Source organism: Paenibacillus sp. O199, assembly GCF_001636635.1.
In the GTDB taxonomy this organism is placed as follows: domain Bacteria; phylum Bacillota; class Bacilli; order Paenibacillales; family Paenibacillaceae; genus Paenibacillus; species Paenibacillus marchantiae.
The window spans coordinates 95352-113840 of the sequence record NZ_LGRP01000018.1 but is presented as its reverse complement, the minus strand read 5'-3'; the positions used below and the strand labels follow the sequence as shown (position 1 = coordinate 113840).

General features: G+C 45.7%; 13 protein-coding genes. 1 reads left to right on the top strand and 12 read right to left on the bottom strand.

All coding sequences use genetic code 11. From position 1 onward, the window contains the following. The 11 genes from A6049_RS22720 to A6049_RS22665 all read right to left on the bottom strand — a co-directional run. On the bottom strand, nucleotides 1–1641 hold a 1641-nt coding region (locus A6049_RS22720; RefSeq protein WP_205412037.1), incomplete at its 3' end, for a dynamin family protein. A gap of 295 nt (nucleotides 1642–1936) precedes the next feature. Further along, nucleotides 1937–2209 carry a hypothetical protein gene (locus A6049_RS22710; protein WP_024630585.1) on the bottom strand — a complete coding sequence of 91 codons (273 nt, stop codon included), beginning with the start codon at nucleotides 2207–2209 and terminating at the stop codon, nucleotides 1937–1939. Between the two features lie 23 nt (nucleotides 2210–2232). Next, nucleotides 2233–2928 carry an endonuclease III gene (gene nth / locus A6049_RS22705; RefSeq protein ID WP_063566827.1) on the bottom strand — a complete coding sequence of 232 codons (696 nt, stop codon included), beginning with the start codon at nucleotides 2926–2928 and terminating at the stop codon, nucleotides 2233–2235. 163 nt (nucleotides 2929–3091) lie between these two features. Further along, nucleotides 3092–5830: an S-layer homology domain-containing protein gene (locus A6049_RS22700; protein ID WP_063566826.1), complete on the bottom strand. Its 2739-nt coding sequence runs from the start codon at nucleotides 5828–5830 to the stop codon at nucleotides 3092–3094. Nucleotides 5831–5902: 72 nt separating this feature from the next. Continuing rightward, nucleotides 5903–6586: a GerMN domain-containing protein gene (locus A6049_RS22695; RefSeq protein ID WP_063566825.1), complete on the bottom strand. Its 684-nt coding sequence runs from the start codon at nucleotides 6584–6586 to the stop codon at nucleotides 5903–5905. 35 nt (nucleotides 6587–6621) lie between these two features. Next, the gene (locus A6049_RS22690) at nucleotides 6622–8034 is read right to left on the bottom strand and encodes an N-acetylmuramoyl-L-alanine amidase family protein (protein ID WP_063566824.1); all 1413 of its coding nucleotides are present in this window, start codon (nucleotides 8032–8034) and stop codon (nucleotides 6622–6624) included. A 258-nt stretch (nucleotides 8035–8292) separates the two neighbouring features. Then, entirely contained in the window at nucleotides 8293–9699 is a 1407-nt protein-coding gene (locus A6049_RS22685) for an N-acetylmuramoyl-L-alanine amidase family protein (RefSeq protein ID WP_063566823.1), read from the bottom strand. Between the two features lie 275 nt (nucleotides 9700–9974). Next, entirely contained in the window at nucleotides 9975–10592 is a 618-nt protein-coding gene (leuD, locus tag A6049_RS22680; protein WP_063566822.1) for a 3-isopropylmalate dehydratase small subunit, read from the bottom strand. Between the two features lie 31 nt (nucleotides 10593–10623). Continuing rightward, nucleotides 10624–12045 (bottom strand): 3-isopropylmalate dehydratase large subunit, encoded by a 1422-nt coding sequence (gene leuC, locus A6049_RS22675; protein WP_063566821.1) that lies wholly within the window; start codon nucleotides 12043–12045, stop codon nucleotides 10624–10626. A 455-nt stretch (nucleotides 12046–12500) separates the two neighbouring features. Next, nucleotides 12501–15089, bottom strand: a complete 2589-nt coding sequence (locus tag A6049_RS22670; protein ID WP_063566820.1) for a metallophosphoesterase — start codon at nucleotides 15087–15089, stop codon at nucleotides 12501–12503. Nucleotides 15090–15108: 19 nt separating this feature from the next. Beyond that, the gene (locus tag A6049_RS22665; RefSeq protein WP_240321519.1) at nucleotides 15109–16017 is read right to left on the bottom strand and encodes a chitosanase; all 909 of its coding nucleotides are present in this window, start codon (nucleotides 16015–16017) and stop codon (nucleotides 15109–15111) included. A 229-nt stretch (nucleotides 16018–16246) separates the two neighbouring features. Here A6049_RS22665 and A6049_RS22660 point away from each other — a divergent pair, with 229 nt between their 5' ends. Continuing rightward, nucleotides 16247–17086 (top strand): AraC family transcriptional regulator, encoded by an 840-nt coding sequence (locus A6049_RS22660; protein WP_063566819.1) that lies wholly within the window; start codon nucleotides 16247–16249, stop codon nucleotides 17084–17086. Nucleotides 17087–17343: 257 nt separating this feature from the next. Here the strand turns inward: A6049_RS22660 and nagA are convergent, their stop codons facing one another. Next, a complete protein-coding gene (nagA, locus tag A6049_RS22655) occupies nucleotides 17344–18486 on the bottom strand; it encodes an N-acetylglucosamine-6-phosphate deacetylase (RefSeq protein ID WP_063566818.1) in 1143 nt (380 codons plus the stop codon). Between the last annotated feature and the right edge of the window lie 3 nt (nucleotides 18487–18489).

The window sequence follows — 18489 nt, the reverse complement described above, 5'->3', positions numbered from 1 at the left end:
CACCTCCGGCAATAGCCCGGAGGTGAGGGTGCCCGCAGGCGGCAGCAGGCTGCGCAGCCCTGCTGCCTCGGCGTCGGCGGCGCCCTGTAGCGCCGTGTAGCGCGCCGCCGACGCGGATTGCGCCAGCAGCGCTGCGCGGCTGGCGTCCAGCGCCTGGAGCGCGGCTTCGCCTTGCGCGCCCAGCGCTTCAAGCAAGCGGTCGGCCAGCATCATGGCCGACCTGCGGTAACGGGCCTCAATCTCGCCCCGTATATCTTTGCTGAATTGAAGCACATACTCGGGAGATACTTCTGCGCTGGCACTCCGTTTCATCTCCAGCAGTGCTTCATCTACTGTAGGCAGCTCCGCATTCAGCGCCTGCTCCCACTCAGCACCCCACAGCTGATGGGCTTCGCCCAACTGTCTAAGCATGGTACGGATATGCACTTCTACTTGTCCCGAGACCTGATCATGCAGAAGTCTCACAAGCTCAGCGGCACGACGCGTTTTCTCCTGCTCGGTTTTGCCACCAGAGAACAATAAGCCTACCCGGAAACCGGGTTTACGGCTCTCCAAATAGGCCGCCGCAGAGGTACGAATATCGGCAGGGGTTAGGTTCGCATTTGCCAGAAGGGGCTCCAACTCCGCCCGAAACTTCTCCCGTTCCCGTGATGGTTTGGAACGAAGTTCTGCTTCCTTTTGATCCAGGAGACCCAACTCCCGTTCCAGGTGTTCAATACCTTCCTTGCCCCCTACTTCCTCCAGGAGCGCTGTCTCTTCCTCTTCGCGTTCTTCCGCCTGTCTTGTCAGATGCTGCTCGGTCACATGGCTCGCAGAGCTTGCAAGGCTGTGCTTGATTAACCCTTCCTTCTCATTCATCATATGTTCAATCAGTTGAGGAAGCTGCTTCCACTGGCTGTAACGATGCTCCTTGTCCCGAAGCGAAGTAAACAGCAGACCATCATACCGGACTTCCCAGGCTGCAAAAATAGCTTCTACACCTTCAACATATTGGTCAAACGAAAGCTCCCGTTCCCGATGTTTATCAATCTGGTTTACGATAAGAAACAACGGTTTGCCCCAATCGGATAAACTTTTGGCAAAAGAAAGGTTGCTTTCCGATTGCACATGGTTATAATCCATCACATAGAACACCACATCGGCAAGATGAAGTGCTGAATGTGTTGCTAGGCTGTGCCCCTGATCGGTCGAATCCACGCCTGGTGTATCAAGTAATACCGCATCATCTTTCAGTAGAGGAATGTCGTCCCATACTTCAATGGAGGTGTATGCCCCACCATTCTTGCAATACTCTTCCAATTGTTCTGGCGAAACCTCAAGTACTCCCGCTGAATTGTCAGCGCTTACGTTCGATGACGTATAAATAAGTGCTCTCGGCTCACCGTTACGGATGGATACAACATTCGCACTTGTAGGTACAGGACTCGAAGGCAAAACCCGCTTGCCACATAAACTATTAATTAGACTCGATTTGCCTGCCGAGAAGTGTCCACAAAACGCAATCGTTAACTGTTTCATTTCCGCCTTACTGATCAAATCCGTTAAAGCCTGTACAGCTGTATGGTCCCCTGTCTGCTCCATCGCTTCTCGCAGTGGAAGCAGAGGTTTGGCCATCTCTACTGGGTAATCTGTTCTGGACATGACTGGCCTTCCCCCTGGCTCCTCTAATTTGACATCTGGTCCGATGTCTTTATCTTATAATTCATTTATTTTACCATTATCAAGTTTGAAATTGAACGGTTTGAATGCAAGATGACTGACAAAGAAATTTTCACATCGCAATTCTCCACATAAAAAAATAAAACCGATCCTGTCGGTTTTATCTGTGAAACGATTGTATTCCATAAGAAGCATGCTGCGTCCATGCCCAATGGGATCACCTTCAAAAGGATAACCCAGTGACATAGAAGCAGCATATCTTATTATTCCAAATCTCTTAAGAAACAGCGTTCTCCATCGAAGGCAGCAAAATTTCAAATACTTGTCCATGCTGCAGAATCGTAATGTCACGACCTTTGTCTCTCATGACAACCACTTCTGGTTTCGTGGACATACGCTCCAAATAATGTTCAGGCACATCGCCAGAATGGCTTACAGTGATGCCTTCTACTTCTTTTTCTTCGTTTTCAGCCATTTCCTGTTCAACGATTTGTTCGAAAATATCGGAGAAGGCCTCAAAATTGTCAGTGTACACGGAAATGCATTTCATGATTACTCATCCTCTTCTACTCATTAATTTATTTTTCGTTTTGGGGTTGTGGCACGTTCCTTATCTTTCCTGATTTGGGACGTTTTCATACGCTTTTTACCTTCTCTGCATATGTCCAGCAATGGACAGACATGACATTGAGGGTTTTGTGCCTTGCAATGGTAGCGTCCAAAAAATATGAACCGATGATGAGTTAAAGTCCACTCATCCCGGGGTACGCGCTTCATCAGTTTTTTCTCGACTTCAAGTACGGAGTCATCCCAACCTGCTAGTGCCAGCCTTTTGGATACACGTTCAACATGCGTATCCACCGCAATTGCCGGGACTCCAAATGCATTGGATACAACGACATTTGCAGTTTTCCGCCCGACACCAGGGAGCGTCACAAGCTGATCATGTTCCTGCGGTACATCACCGCCATACTGCTCTATTAAAATTCGGCACATGTTCTGAATATGCTTGGCCTTGTTTCGGTACAAACCGATACGCCGGATATCCTGTTCCAGTTCTTCGAGAGGAACAGACAGATAATCGGCAGGACTGGTGTACTTTTTGAACAAGTCTGCGGTTACCTTGTTTACCGTTTCGTCGGTGCACTGGGCAGACAATAGGACGGCTACAGTCAATTCAAACGCATTGCTGTGATTTAATTCGCAATGTGCATCAGGAAACATCGCTTCCATTGTTTCGAGTATATGCCTAACAGTGGCTGCATTCATGAAGAGCTACCTCCCACAAAATGACTCCACGAGGTGGAGCCTTACTTCGAAGCTTCTTTCGAGTACTTTGCGGGGACCCCAAAAATCTTGCAAAAAAAACGTCCTGATACGGGAAAGATCCCGCATCAAGACGGTCATTCTTTTGATCCTCGAAAAGAAACGATTACTGTTTTTGGATCTCCAGTACAACGTTGTTCAGGAGATACAATACAATATTATCATTATCTTTGAGAGATTGCACGCTTAAAGTGTTGTCACCCTGGTGAACAAATGCGCCTGTACCCAGTGCAAAACGATAATTCGTGTCAGATGTGGACTCACGTTTAACCAAAATTTGGTTACCGACTCCATCATAAGACCAGAACTGTTTGCTCATGACCGTCAACACTCTGAAACGGGTGGAATTATCCGTATCCTTTGTCATCTCAACACGGTCACCTACAGTGAGACTGCCAAGAGTGGTTAACGTAGATCCTGATTTGACCACTTTTACAGAACCACTAACAGGAACCGTCTCACTTTGACCATTGAATAGTTTCAGTGTAACTGAGGAAGCATCAACAGATGTAACCTCCGCAAGCGTACGTTTAACGACTTGAACCGCTTTAGGCGTAGTTCCCTCAAATGTAACGTTAATCAGGTTGCCCGCTGTCAATTGTGACGCCGTAATGGTCTGACCACTTTCTCCTGTCAAAACCGCTTGATCGACATAGAACTGACTTGTCAGCGAGTCCGATTTCACGCGAACACGTCCATTGGTTTCTACAGAGACTACTTCAAATTGAGCCACGGTGTTCAAAGCCACTTTCTGCACATAGTCCTGATTCGAACCAAGCGTAACTGTGACACTATCACCGATCTTCAGATCACTCAGACTTGCTCCAGATTTGTTGTAGATCTCAATTGTTGGAACCGTAGAGTACGGCACCGTGATCGTTTGGTTTCCAGACAACAAACTGATTTTTCTGCCCGAAGTATCAATACTGCTGATTGTGCCTTCGTATTTGTAGATCACTTTAACGGATAGCGCACGAGTTCCCACATACGTCAGATCCAATTTGCGACCATCATTTAACAAAGACTCCAATCCAGCAAGTGTAGGCTTCGTTGTGTTGTAGTCCAGCTTCGTTTTGTCATCCAGCGTGAATACAAACGGTTTTTTATTGCTGTCGAGAACCGTCAATACTTTTGTTTTACTGTTGTAGGATACAACGGAAACCCCGTTCATTGGCTCCATCTGACGTCCGATTACTTGAATGCGCGTCACACGATCTTCAGAGTTTAGCGTAAGCTCAACCTGATCTCCATTGGTTGCGTCCGTAATCAGATCATTCAGCGTTGCATCCTGGATTCCGTTGATGACTACTTCAGGCTTTTCTACCAGCAGCTTCGCTTCCAGCGATCCACCTTCACGTTTAAACGTCAGTGTGGACTGGTTACCACCGATCTCCACCAGTGTACCGCGTAAAGACTGCTCTACACCTTGCGACAATTCGATCGTTTGCAGGATGCTGTCTTTCACCGTATACTTCACTGCACTTCCCGCTTTGAGCTCAGCCAAGGAAAGGATTCGGTCCTGATATCGAATGATCAGATTATCGTTATACGTGTATTGCTCTGTAGTTCCGGCTGCATTGGTAAGCTTAACCGTTTTGGCAGAAGTCGTTACTTCAGCAACGACACCACTATCACTTTTGTTGACAATACCGGACTTCACACGAATAACAACTGTCTTTTTGTCAGCCGAGAACGTCTCACGTTGTACTTCAATGGTGCTATCTGCTGTAATATCAGACAGTTTGATTGCATTTCCATTTTGATCCATAAATGCTGTTGCCTCATCATAGCCGTACGTTTCATAATTCTCGCCTACAAACAAGCCAATTTTATTACCTGATAATGAACGAGCAAACGTACCTTCAACGCTTTCTACCTGCGGCGTAGCATCGACCACTTCGACATAGGAAGCCGTACCGGTAGTACCTACAATCTGAACTTTTGTATACAGCTTCACATCCGCAGACGATGCACGGGATTCACTGTCTTTTGTAAAGTAAGGCGTACTGCTGTTCACTGCGAAGTTAACAGCTTTTCCGTCCACAACAAGCGTAATCTGCCCATCTTTTATTCCAGTTACATAACCCGTGAATGTGTTCGCATACTTCGTATCCGTTAACGTTTCGCCGCGGCTAAAGAATGTAGCAAGTTGGGCACGAGTTACAGAGCCCGTTGGGTTAAACTTGTTGCCTTCTACACCTTTGGCCAGATCCAAACTTACAGCCAGATTGATGTACCCTTTGCCACTTTCGGAAATGCTATCATTATCTGCAAATCCGGTAGATTGATTGTTTTGTGCTTTCGCTTCAGCATCTTTGTTCAACGAACGAATCAGCAATTTTGTAATCCATTCACGTGATGCCTGCTTCTGCCCCCAGGATGTTTTGGATACATCCACAGTAGATTCTTCGGTTTTATCTATCAGTCCCAGTTGAAGCGCCAAAGCGACATATGGCTTGAAATAGTTTCCCACTTCCATATTTGTCGGTAATGCCGTAGCCGTGCTGTCGTTCAACTGGTTCTCCTTGTTCATAAAACGGATCGCCATCGTCACAGCTTCCTGCTGTGTTACCGCGTCTCCTGGACGGAACAGGCCGTTGTTACCGAGAAGAATGCCTTGATAGGCCAGTTTGTACACATGTTTCTCAGCCCAATATCCGACCTTGATATCACTGAACAAACCGGTTGGTGCAGCTGTATTGCTTACAGTTGCAGTCTGGCCTTGCCCCGTATCTGTTGATTCTGCTGCCATGGCAGCTCCGCCAGCGCTAAGGGCCATCATGCCTGCAAGCACGGCTGAAACTACTTTTTTAGAGTGTGATGGATTGTTATATTTAAAAGTCACCTGTGATTCCCCTCTCTCATGTAAAACGGCCGATATTCCGCAGATTCACGGTAAAACAACATGCTGTACAACCTATTCGGATCGTGTCATTGGATGCTCAAGATCCACATGGCCCATCAAACTCTCGGATTGCTGGCCATCTACCAGCAAATCAAGTGATTTGACTTCATCAAACTGGAAGAATGTTTGCTTCAAAGCATCAATGGCAAACACTTCGCCACCTGCACCAAGACGTGCTGTATCCGGCATGTGAATATCCAGGGTAAGCGCGCCATCTTTAAACTGAACAGATTTCAATTCAATTTCTTTCGCCCAAAGCGGAACGAGTTTGTCGTCCTTGCTTTGTTGTAGCGCCGCAAACGCAGCCTTGTACTTGGCTTCATCCGAAGCGTAAGAAATATCTGCCGATGCTTTGTGCAATTCCAACTCTTCTAGATCTGTGTAGTACACTTCAATGGTCTTCTTCTCATTACTTTCGGAAGTTCCAGGTTTCTCTGAAGTAGTTCCACTCGATGGAGTCGTTGTACCCTCCGTAGTGCCTTCAGTGTTATCCGGTGTCGTTGTTGTTGTATCCTCCGGATCCACAGTTACAGGTTCAGTAATATCCGTCTCATTCTGATCCTCAGGCGCATTATTCTCTGTTCCCGCACCTTGAGTCTGATTTGGAGCTGGAGCAGCTGTTGGCTTGCTTCCACATCCAGCAGCAACTGTCATAACCGTTACCAGCAGCGCTGCAATCCATAATTTTTTGTTCATTCTAACTCCGCCTCCTGATCATAAGGGTTGAACCCTTATTTAATTCCCAGATACTCCTTGATCCCTGCAACAATCCCTTTGGCTACACTGTTCTGGAAACTTTCAGTGAACAATGCGGCTTCATCGCTCTTGTTGCTCAGGAAACCGGCTTCCAGCAAAACAGCCGGCATCGTTGTTTCACGGGTTACGTGGAGACTTGCCGTTTTTACTCCGCGGTCCTTCAGACCAGATGATTGCAAGAGATACTTGTGCATCACCGTAGCCAATGCCTTGCTATTCGAACGGGTGTAATACGTCTCCACACCGTTTGCCGCTGCAGACCCACTGTTCGCATGAATCGAAATAAAGATATCCGCCTTCAATTTTTCTGCGATCTTTACTCGTTCACTCAAAGCCAAAAATGTATCATCGCTGCGCGTCAGCACAACGTCAATGTTAGATTCTTTTTTCAGCAATGCTTCCACTTTCAGAGCCATTGCCAGATTGAAGTCTTTTTCCTTCTTGCCGGTTACACCGATGGCTCCCGGGTCCTGATTACCATGTCCAGCGTCTACAACAACAACTTTTTTGCCGTTGTTTCCAACAGGAGGTTGCGGTGTTGTAGTGCCTTCTTTGTTCAGATCAATCATAACCAGACCTGAGTCACTTTGCACGTCATAACCTTTGGCATTGCTCAGATCAATGACAAAACGAAGAGTAGAAGGACTATTGCTGTACAAGGAATAACGAATCTTCGACACATCCGGATATCCACTCACGACAAGCTGTCCATTCTGGTTGCTGTCCAAAGCTTGTCCTTCACTAAAAGAGTCAGCGAATGCGGTATTTGGCAAGTCTATAACGATTCGATCCGGTCCTGTCATCGTGAAGACGTTCGGCTTCGTATTTCCACTTGTTGCAATCAAAAAGCGGTTGTCACTGAAGCTGATGCCGTTCACCAGTACAAGACCATCCTGATCCGATCCTCCACCATCATTACCAGAGTTCGGAGGAGTGGTTGTCCCGTTTCCGGAACCTGAATTCTGGGTAACTAATGTTACCGTCTTCGTTGTATTGTTCCAACCCACCTTAAGACCCATTTGCTCACCAATGAACCTTAAAGGCACAAGTGTGGTTCCATTTTTCACGAGTGGCGGGGCATCCAGGTTCACGTTACTGCCGTTCACCGTTGCCGTCTTCTGTCCAACAATCATCTGCATGGCAGTGTTGTCTTTGCTAATAGTCACGGTGCTTGTTGCCTGTTTCCAGTCCACACCATATCCCAGGCTCTCCGAAATAACCCTAATCGGAACCATCACGCTGCTATTGATGATTTCCGCTTTGGCATCCGTAGGCTGCACAATTTCTTTCCCATCTAGGATAATGTGCGTATCTGCTGCTGCATGACTATAGCCCGGGAAAACGAGCCCAAAGACAAATAACAGTACCAAAAAACCGAACTTCTTCATCCTTCACCCCTACCATTCTCATATTTTTTTGCCGCATGTTGTGAACCTTCAGCTCCGACTGACCACTGAGGCATTACCAGACACCTATTAGACGCCTCGTACTCTCAAAAGTTGCGAATATATTCCAACATAACAGAAAAAAAACGTTGTCAAATCAAGCTTTTTCTACATTTTATTGTCTGAATTTTTCCTTAATTATCAATTATGCATCTCGAAACAACGGACTACCCTGACCTTCATATTTGCGCACAACACACATTAAAGACCCAAATATTCTACAATTCCGTCTACGATGGCCTGTGCACATTTGTTCTGATAATCTTCAGTCAGCATCATTGCTTCATCAGCTGGATTACTCAGAAATCCAAGTTCAATCAGAACTGCGGGCATCGTCGTTTCACGGGTTACATGCAGACTTGCCGTTTTGACTCCCCGATCCTTAAATCCTGTAATCTGCAACACATGCTTATGCAAAACATCGGCCAAATCCTTGCTATCTTTACGACTGTACAACGTTTCAATTCCATTAGGAACAGGAGTTGTAAACTTGTTTCCATGGATCGACACAAAAATATCCGCCTGATTCAGCTGGGCAATATCTACACGCTGCTGCAGGGATAATTCCGTATCATCCTGCCTTGTAATCACCGTCTGAATCTCCGTATGTTGTTGCAGAAGTGCCTGAACTTTGAGTCCCACAGCCAAATTAAAGTCCTTCTCATAGGCACCTGTCACACTGACGGCCCCTGACTGTCGTCCACCATGTCCTGGATCAATAATGACAACCTTTTTGCCATCATTGGTTGGCACAGCAGGCTGACTTGTTGGTTCTCCATTACTCGCCGCAAGGTCAACAAGCAACACGTTGTTCTCGCCCAGTGACCATTTGGCAGTCGCCACCTGACTCAGATCAAGGACCACACGCACCGTTGAAGGCGTTTGGCTGAACATTGCATATCGCACCTTGGAAACCAGCGATGAATCCGTAACCAGAAGAGTTCCGCTGCCATCCGGATTGGAAGCCTGTCCCTGGATGAACTCCTTAGCAAATGTGGTGCCGGGCAGATCTACGATGATACGATCAGGTCCGCTGAGACTGGAAACCTTCGGTGTGATTTTCCCGTTCGTCGCCAAGATTAAACGATCCCCGCCGAAGCTGATACTTTGAAGCTCAGACAGACCTTCTGGTTCAGGAGCCTCCACTGGGTCATTTTCACCTTCGGTACCTGCTACAGGAGGAATACTTGATAGGCTTACTGTCTTGGTTCCATTGTCCCATCCCACCTGAAGACCCATGCCTTCACCGACAAAACGTAGCGGAACCAGTGTAGTCCCCTGTTTAATTAGAGGCGGAGAATCGAGACTCACCCGATTTCCATTCACGGTGGCCGCATCTTCGCCTGCCGTCATCTGGATACTGCTGTTACCTTTGAGAATACGAACAGTCTGAGTGGCTTTCTCCCATTTCACCTGATAACCGAGGTTTTCAGAGACGATCCGAATGGGCACCATCACGGTTTTGCCAGTATTCTCGGCTGGAGCTCCCGACTGCTGGTTAATGGTCACACCGTCCAGCACAATCGAGGGAGACGAATCGGCATTTGCCATGACAGGAAATAAACAGAGGAACAGAAAAACAAAGACTGCTGCCGACCATTTCTTCATACATCAACCACCATTCTGTTTGTCTTTTGAACCTTCGACCTGATTCGCAGTGATGCAACACTCGACTCTATCTACCCTTCCATAATCTACTAATCAGTTTATCAGATATTGTCACTTCATCCGGTTACAACGTTGTCATATTTAGTCGGAATATCCTATAACTCGAAAACATAATTGCATCATTGCCAAATGCAAAAAAACCTCCAATTCGGTCCAAGGAATGGTGAAGTTCCCTGCACGATTGGAGGTTTGAAATACAAATTACAGATGAAAGATTAGACTGAGGCCGTTTGTCCAAACAGCTTTGCCGCGTGGCGTTGTTCATAAGCCCCTATTTCGTCATCATGTTGAAGCGTGAGACCAATATCGTCCAATCCTTGCAACAGGAATTGGCGACGATGCTCATCCAGATCAAAATCAATATGCAGTCCGTATGCATCTGTAATCGTTTTGTTTTCCAGATTCACATTCATCTCATAGCCTTCATGTGTAGCTGTACGCTGGAACAGATCTTCAACCTGCTCTTCGGAAAGTTTGATCGGCAAGATCCCGTTTTTGAAACAGTTATTATAGAAGATATCCGCATACGATGGTGCAATTACACAACGGAAACCGTAGTCCATAATGGCCCATGGTGCGTGCTCACGAGAAGATCCACAACCAAAGTTGGCCCGTGAGATCAGAATGGATGCCCCTTCGTAGCGAGGTTTATTCATTTCAAAAGAAGGATTGTTGTTACCCTCTTCGTCAAAACGCCATTCGTAGAACAAAAATTGTCCAAATCCGGTCCGTTCGATCCGTTTCAAAAATTGTTTTGGAATGATTGCATCTGTATCTACATTGACCCGGTCTACCGGTGCAACGATGCCTTGCAGTGTTTTGAATTCTTCCATATCATTCGTTCTCCCTTCAATCCGTTCGTTGTTAGATAGCTGCTTCCGTTTTGAAATTCCAGTCACGTACGTCAACGAAGTGTCCCTTAACCGCTGCTGCAGCCGCCATTGCAGGAGATACGAGGTGAGTACGTCCTCCACGTCCCTGACGCCCTTCAAAGTTACGGTTGGATGTCGAAGCACAACGTTGTCCGGGTTTCAATACGTCCGGGTTCATTGCCAGACACATACTGCATCCTGCATCACGCCATTCAAATCCAGCCTCAGTGAACACTTTATCCAGACCTTCTTTTTCCGCCTGAATTTTAACACGTCCCGAGCCTGGTACAACGATCGCTGTAACATTACTGGATACGGTGTGACCTTTGGCTACCTGTGCAGCAGCACGCAAATCTTCAATCCGTCCATTCGTGCATGAACCGATAAATACATAATCAATTGGAATTTCGGAGATTGGTGTTCCAGGTTCCAAGCCCATATATTCAAGCGCTTTTTCAGCTGCTTTACGTTCGTTTTCAGTTGGCAGTTCAGCCGGGACAGGAACTTTCGAAGAAATGTCGGTTCCCATACCTGGGCTAGTACCCCAAGTCACTTGCGGAATCAATGATTCCACATCGATTTCAACCACATGGTCGAATTCAGCACCTTCGTCGGTTACAAGCTCTTTCCAGGCAGCAACCGCTTCATCGAATTGGCCATCGGCAGGTACGTATTCACGTCCACGCAGATATTCAAAAGTTGTTTCATCAGGAGCAATCATGCCCGCTCTTGCTCCACCTTCGATGGACATGTTGCAGACGGTCATACGCTCTTCCATGCTCAGTTCACGGATCGATTCACCTGTATATTCAATAACATATCCAGTAGCAAAGTCTGTACCGTATTTGGCGATGACTGCGAGAATCATATCCTTCGCCGTTACACCCGGGTTACGTTTGCCGACAAAACGAACTTCCATCGTTTTGGCTTTGGCTTGCTGCAAACATTGGGTTGCCATAACATGCTCTACTTCACTCGTTCCGATCCCGAATGCGAGTGCGCCAAATGCACCGTGTGTGGACGTGTGGCTGTCGCCACATACAATCGTTTTACCTGGATGAGTCAGGCCGAGCTCAGGACCCATAACGTGTACAACACCTTGATCGATGGTATCCAGGTCATACAGTTTTACGCCGAAGTCACGGCAGTTTTGTGAAAGTGTGTCGATTTGTTGTTTGGAGATTGGATCCGTAATGTTAAAACGATCTTTCGTTGGAACGTTGTGATCCATTGTTGCGAACGTCAACTCAGGGCGACGAACTTTACGACCACTCAGACGCAGACCTTCAAACGCCTGTGGGGATGTCACTTCATGCACCAGATGCAGATCGATATACAAAATGCTTGGTTTGCCTTCTTCTTGATGAATCACGTGGTTTTCCCAAATTTTCTCAAACATCGTTTTTTTACTCATCATTTTCACCTCATCATAAGTTCGGTCCTTGGAAGAGCCTCAGTAGTTTCTTTAAAAGTGAAGCTCTTGAATGACATAAATATATCACCCTGTCCTTCATTGTTCCAAGATATAATATCTATAGATGTAATAGGTTTAACCTATAATGAGGGAAAAGCAAATAAACCACTGCTCTATGCAGAGGTTTCAATTGATAACAATTATCATTATCATATAAGTCTTATACTACGTTCCAGCTTCTTCGCTGTCAATGCTTTTTATATTAAATAGAAAAAAAGCAGCCCTGATGCCAGGGCTGCGATGACTAATTCTCACCAGCTCTAGACGGTCCCGTCCACACACAGTACAAACGACGTATGAATAACCGAATGAAATAAATGAGACAACGGATCAGCAGATTGAGGTCTTGAAAAAAAGTACGATCGCTACCTCCCGTATTCCCCACATCTATCCATTCATTGCATTCCTGCCTCTGCTGGAAGTGAATTACTTCTTGTCCCCACTGCTTTAATAACGAAATTGTAGGCTTTGGCAGAATCTATGCCGTTTAAAGTATAGCTGTAACTTGTCTGACCGCTGACCGCCGGCACATACAAGCTCCAATTCGTGCTGACTTTATCATTCTTCTCGTAAATCCGGTAACCTCGCACCGGCTCAGAGCTAGTTGCTGGCGCTTTCCACGAAAGAACTGCACGGTTCGCTGACTGTCTTACTGCGCTTGGATTTTCGACTATGCCTGGTTTGCCGTCCGTCCGTTTAATACTGTAAGCATCATAGACGGCAAGAGGTTTATCTTTAACTGCTGTGTAGGATGTAACTTTCAGCACGTCGCTTGTAATGGAAACATCCAGGAACATTTTCTTATTGGGCTGATCGTTTTTTGCTGCAAAAAACGTGTCTGCGTCTGGATTAAGAGCATAGAATTTCGAAGCGGCCGAGTTCCCCATTAGATACACGGTCCCTTTGGGATTCAGCACATTTCCATGCTCATCGGTAATGACATTCTTAATCGGAACGTTGTTCAGCATTTGAAAAGATCTCATATACATATGGTCATGTCCCTCAAACACCATATCCACACCCAGCTCATCAAATACAGGAATCAGATATTTCCGGTAAAATTCTACACGTTCGCTTTCTGCCGAAGCATTATCTCCTGAAGAATAAGCTCCCTTATGCATAGAGACGAATTTCCACTTCTTGTCGGTCCTTGCCACCTGATTCCGCATCCATTCCAATTGCTTCGTGAACTGAATATCCGCTTTGTACGGCTTGACCTCCCCTTCGTACTGGGAATTGATTTGCATAAACAGGGCATCGCCGTATTCGAAAGCATATACCGACCCGTCATGAGCACCAGTCCCCACATCTTTTGGAAGATTAAAATGGTTATAAAAATTATTATTCGGATAATCCTCGATCTCATGGTTGCCGATTATCGGCGCAAATGGTACATTGGCAAATTCTTTTTTCGGCACACCCAAGAACCACTGCCACAGCTGCTCCAGATCACCGTCATCCGTTAGATCCCCTGTAAGAAGAACAAACTTTGGATCTACCGTTTTCTCAATAGCTCTCTTAAAAGTATCCTGCCACAGATCGAAATTGGATTTACTTGAGCCTTGGGTGTCGGTTACATAGAGGAAATGGAAATCCTGATTATCCGCCTTGTCTGTGGTAAAAGAACCCGTCTCGCTCCAGCCGTCCACATCACCGTTACCGGCGCGATACATATACTTGGTTCCAGGCTTAAGACCGGTTGCAATAACCTTGTGGCTGGCGAACTTCTTATACTTCTTGGAACTTCTGTCTCCTAACGTCATTAAGGTTTCAATAATTGTTGAACTACCCTCATAAGAAGTTGCCAGCTGTTCTGGGAATTCGCTTCCTCCGGCTTTGGAGGCCTCCACTACTTGCACTACTGTACTTCTTACGGTTTCGGCCGTATACCAGTCAAAAGCGATACTTGTCTTGGGGTCCCCATTAAAAGTCATATTCAGCAGCGTTGGTGTTTTGTTGCCGGTATCCGGAGACTTCGTCTTAAAGCTCCAAGTAATATCGTTGTCCGGTGTCCGGCCGTCCCCAGTCCCCTTAACAAGTTCTTTAGGGATGGTCACCTTGTAAGTTTTGCCGGCAGTAAAATTAGGATGGCTGACTTTAACCGTGTCTTGACCGAGGGGCGAGGCAGAGATGTTGGTAAGAGGGACATTATTTTCTGTGATTACAACTTGATGACCACTAACGAGACTAATGGCTTTATTAAACTTCACTGTAATCTCTGCGTTAAGGGAAACATCTGAAGCCCCTGAAGCGGGAGTTTTATTTACCTCAAGTGTGGGAGTGTTCCCTGGTTCGCCGCTGATGCGTGTTCCTTTAATTACCACATCTTTGATTCTGCTTGAACCTGAGCTGGACACCGTTCCCCCGCTTACGCTTTTCGCAGAGTTTACCACCCAGCGGATATAGAGTACATCTTGATTGTTTGTTTCCGCAGGCAATGCGAGGTTCGTTAATTTGCAGGAATTATTGGAACAATTAAAATTGTTCTGGGCAAGAACCATTTTGCCGCCCGAAACATCTGTCCATTGTTGCTGATTCGTACTGTATTGCACCTTAAAATCCCTAGGTCCTGTACTTGAAGATGTTTGCTGTGAAGAGAGGTCGATACCTTCGAAACCTTTGGTCGAAACCGTGGCAAGCCAGTACTTAATGCCCGTTCCTTCATGCCAGCCCTGGTTGCGTACGCTGTTCTCACCTGACTCATAGGTGTATGCATCCGTATTTGTTCCTACATCACGAATGGATGAAGCTGTTTGATATATCCCGCCGGTAGCCGGAAATACTCCGTTCTCACCTTTGTCTTTAAAAATCCACTGGGCAATCGTTTCCTCAACTGCAGTTGCTTCACTTGCAAGATCTTCCTCATTTCCTTCCCTTCCTGCTGAGACAAAACCGGTCAGTTCCATGACAAGCAGCAAACCTATAACCAATAGACTAATTACCTTGGAGAATCTGTTCTTGAGATAAGATTGGTTGTTGTCCATTCGCCTCATCTCCCTCCTATTATTGGAGTTTCCAGTTGGTAACTTGAAGTACTGCCGAATCTGCGCCCTTCAGGTCTGTTTCTCCCATGTTCAGCAAATTGCTCCACTGCTTCACACGATTCTTTCCGTTAGGCGGAGAGTTGTAGTCATTCGTATCCACAATCTTGGTCCGTTCTTTATAGAATGTGGTCATGAAAGTCTTCTCATCCGTGCTGCTTCCTGATTTACCCAAAAGCCCTTGAAGGGTCTCAGAACCGCCGGTCGCTCCATGGTTCAGCGCTGCGTCCACGAAGGAACCAATCGTTAATGCCGAGTTAAAGCCGCGTTTGCGGGCCTGATCCACACTGTACTTAATATAAACATTGTAGAACGTTTTCCACATAGCCTCTCTCCACTCGGGATCATTTTGCAAATTGCCGATTTTTTTGCAGAAACTCTTTTCGCTTTCATTGATTTCGAGGATCTTCCCTTTCATCGAACCCTTGACACCGATCCGGGCCAATGCTCCCTTAACCGAAGGATTACTCGCGCCTTTGGCAGCGTCATATTCCTTGAACAGATCCGGACCGTCGGGACCGGTATCATTTGAGCCGCCTGTAGTCGCACCGAATATTCCAATCGTATATCCGCGGTTATCATCAATATCTTCACAATATCCGTAAAACTTGGTCCAGTTCAGATCGTCCTGCTCCGGTTTGTTGACAAGCATCATAATATTGTTCCACTGCTCACCATCCAGACCTGTGTTGGTACGTAAGAATTGAAGTGTTGCAGGGGAGAAATTAGAATTAGGGTTCCCTGCCGCATAACTTTTCTGTTGAGACGTATTGGACAGAGAGCCATAAGAAAAAATCATTGAAAAACTGAGCAGGAGCATCAATGAAAATTTCATCTTCTTGAAAACCTTACTGTTCGTTGAATTAAGCACCGCAATCTCTCCCTTAATTGAATAGTATAAGCGCTTTAACTTTTAGAAATAGGAACCCTATCCCCAAACCTATTCGCCCCCCTCCTTTTTTAACGATTAATAAATTCCACTCAAGCTTATCTCAGAAAAATTAACTATACAGCACGTATTTTCTTGTAATTATTAAATTTTCATACATATATTGCTATGAACCTTAGATCAAGTCTACAATCCTCTTAGGAGGTGCTGAATGAAGCCGGTATTTTATGAGTCTGCTCTTTTTGATGTCAGCCGCAAGAAACAGGTATACACCAGCATGCCTTCAAGACACTATCATGATGCTTATGAGATTCTGTATTTAATATCCGGGGATTTTTATTATTATATAGGCGATAGAACCTACCAGGTTGCGGGCGGAACACTGCTATTTATGGATATTCACGAAAGGCACAAACTGGTTAATTCCGGCTGCAATATGTATGAACGAGTTACACTGCTTTTTAAGAAAGAATTCCTGCAGCAATTCTGCACCCGCGGTCAATGTGAGGATCTGCTCGAATTGTTCAAAAGTGATTACCGTGCTTTGAAGATGACCGGAAAGGATCAGCATTTCATCGAACAGCTTTTTCAGAAGATGATCCAGGAAGGGAAAAAGCAAGCCCGCGGGTATGAACAATATCAACAAATATTATTGGTAGAGTTGCTCCTCTATCTTAACCGTAAACTATTGGACAGCCTTGTCGCTCCATTGGTGGAATCCAATCGTACACACAAGAAAGTCCTAGACATCGTTAATTATGTAAATCAACATTATATGGAACCGCTTAAGCTCTGTGAGATTTCACGGCAATTCGACATAAGCTCTTCCTACCTTTGCCGAACTTTTAAAGAATCCACCGGGTTCAGCTTCATTGAATATATCAATAACATCCGTATTAAAGAAGCTCGTGATTTGCTGGTGGGCTCTTCTTTTAATGTTACTGAAATTGCGGGAATGGTTGGGTTTGATAACACTTCCCATTTTGGAAGAACCTTCAAATTAGTGATGGGCATCTCGCCACTCTGCTTCCGCAAACAATTTAAATCTTAATAGCAAAATCACTGAAATACCAATCATTAAAGAAAATAAAATGCCCAATTCTTCAAAATCGGCAATGGATTCTGTAAGGCAATACGTTAGCGGATCCATCCATTACAATCACTCACTTTCCTCATCCCAATTCAAGTCGAAATTTCGTTTCCCAACCCAAGAACCCCTTATAAAAAAGGGGTTCTTGGGTTTATTTATGTAAAGCCCACTAGACTTATCTAATGGGCTTTCTCTGTGGAATCGCAAATAATAGTGATTTATAGAATTTGACCGCCCACCATCGTCCAGAGAACCTGAAATTCATCATCCAATAGGACCAGGTCGGCATCGAAACCAGAGGAAATTTCCCCCTTTTGTTGAAATCCAAGAATATTGGCCGGCGTATTTGAAGCCATCTGTACGGCATCTATCAAGGGAATTCCGGTTTCGACAGTATAACGTAAGGCTTCATTCATGGTAACTGTACTGGAGGCCAGTGTTCCATCCTCTAGTCTTGCAATGCCACCCGAAACCGTGACATGATGGCCTCCAAATAGATAATTCCCATCGCCCATACCCATTGCTTGTAAAGCATCTGTGATCAAGACCATTCCTTCCGGTCCTTTCAGGTTATGAATCAGTCGAATAATAGCAGGATGCAGATGGACATTATCCACAATAGCTTGAAGACTTACATGTTTCTCTTCAAAAGCAGCCACGATTAGACCCGGATCTCGATGATGGATCGGCCGCATGCCATTAAAACAATGCGTCACATGACTCGCACCTGATGCAAAGGCTTGTTTGGCTTCCTCATATGTGGCATCCGAATGAGCGATCGCTATAACTACTCCCTGTTCTTTCAAAAAGGAAATCAAGTCCATTCCTCCCGGCAGCTCGGGAGCAATAGTAACCATCTTAATGAGTGACCCTGCTTCCTGGAAAATGATCTTCATTTCTTCTATGTTGGGATGCCGCAAATACTTTTCATTCTGCATTCCTTTTCGCTTCGGGTTCAGATACGGTCCCTCTAAGTGAATCCCTGCGATCTTTGCTCCCACTTCTTGTCCTATTACACGCTTGACACTACGAATCATTTCCAGAAGATCCTCCATCGTAGAACTAACAGATGTAGCCAGAAATGAGGTACACCCCGTTAAAGCACATTGGCGTGAAACTTCTTGAATACTCTCTTCAGTACCGTCCATCATATCAAAGCCATTGGCACCGTGGATATGAACATCTATCATCCCAGGTACTAGCAAATGTCCTCTCCCATCAATCCGTTCATACTCCCCTTCTAGCGTAGGAAGATCACCTGTGTCTACCCTCATGATTTTCCCTTCAGAAATCCACACATTGGCTGATGGAACGATACGGTTGCGAAGTGCCATTTGTACATTATGCAAAATATAATCCATAAA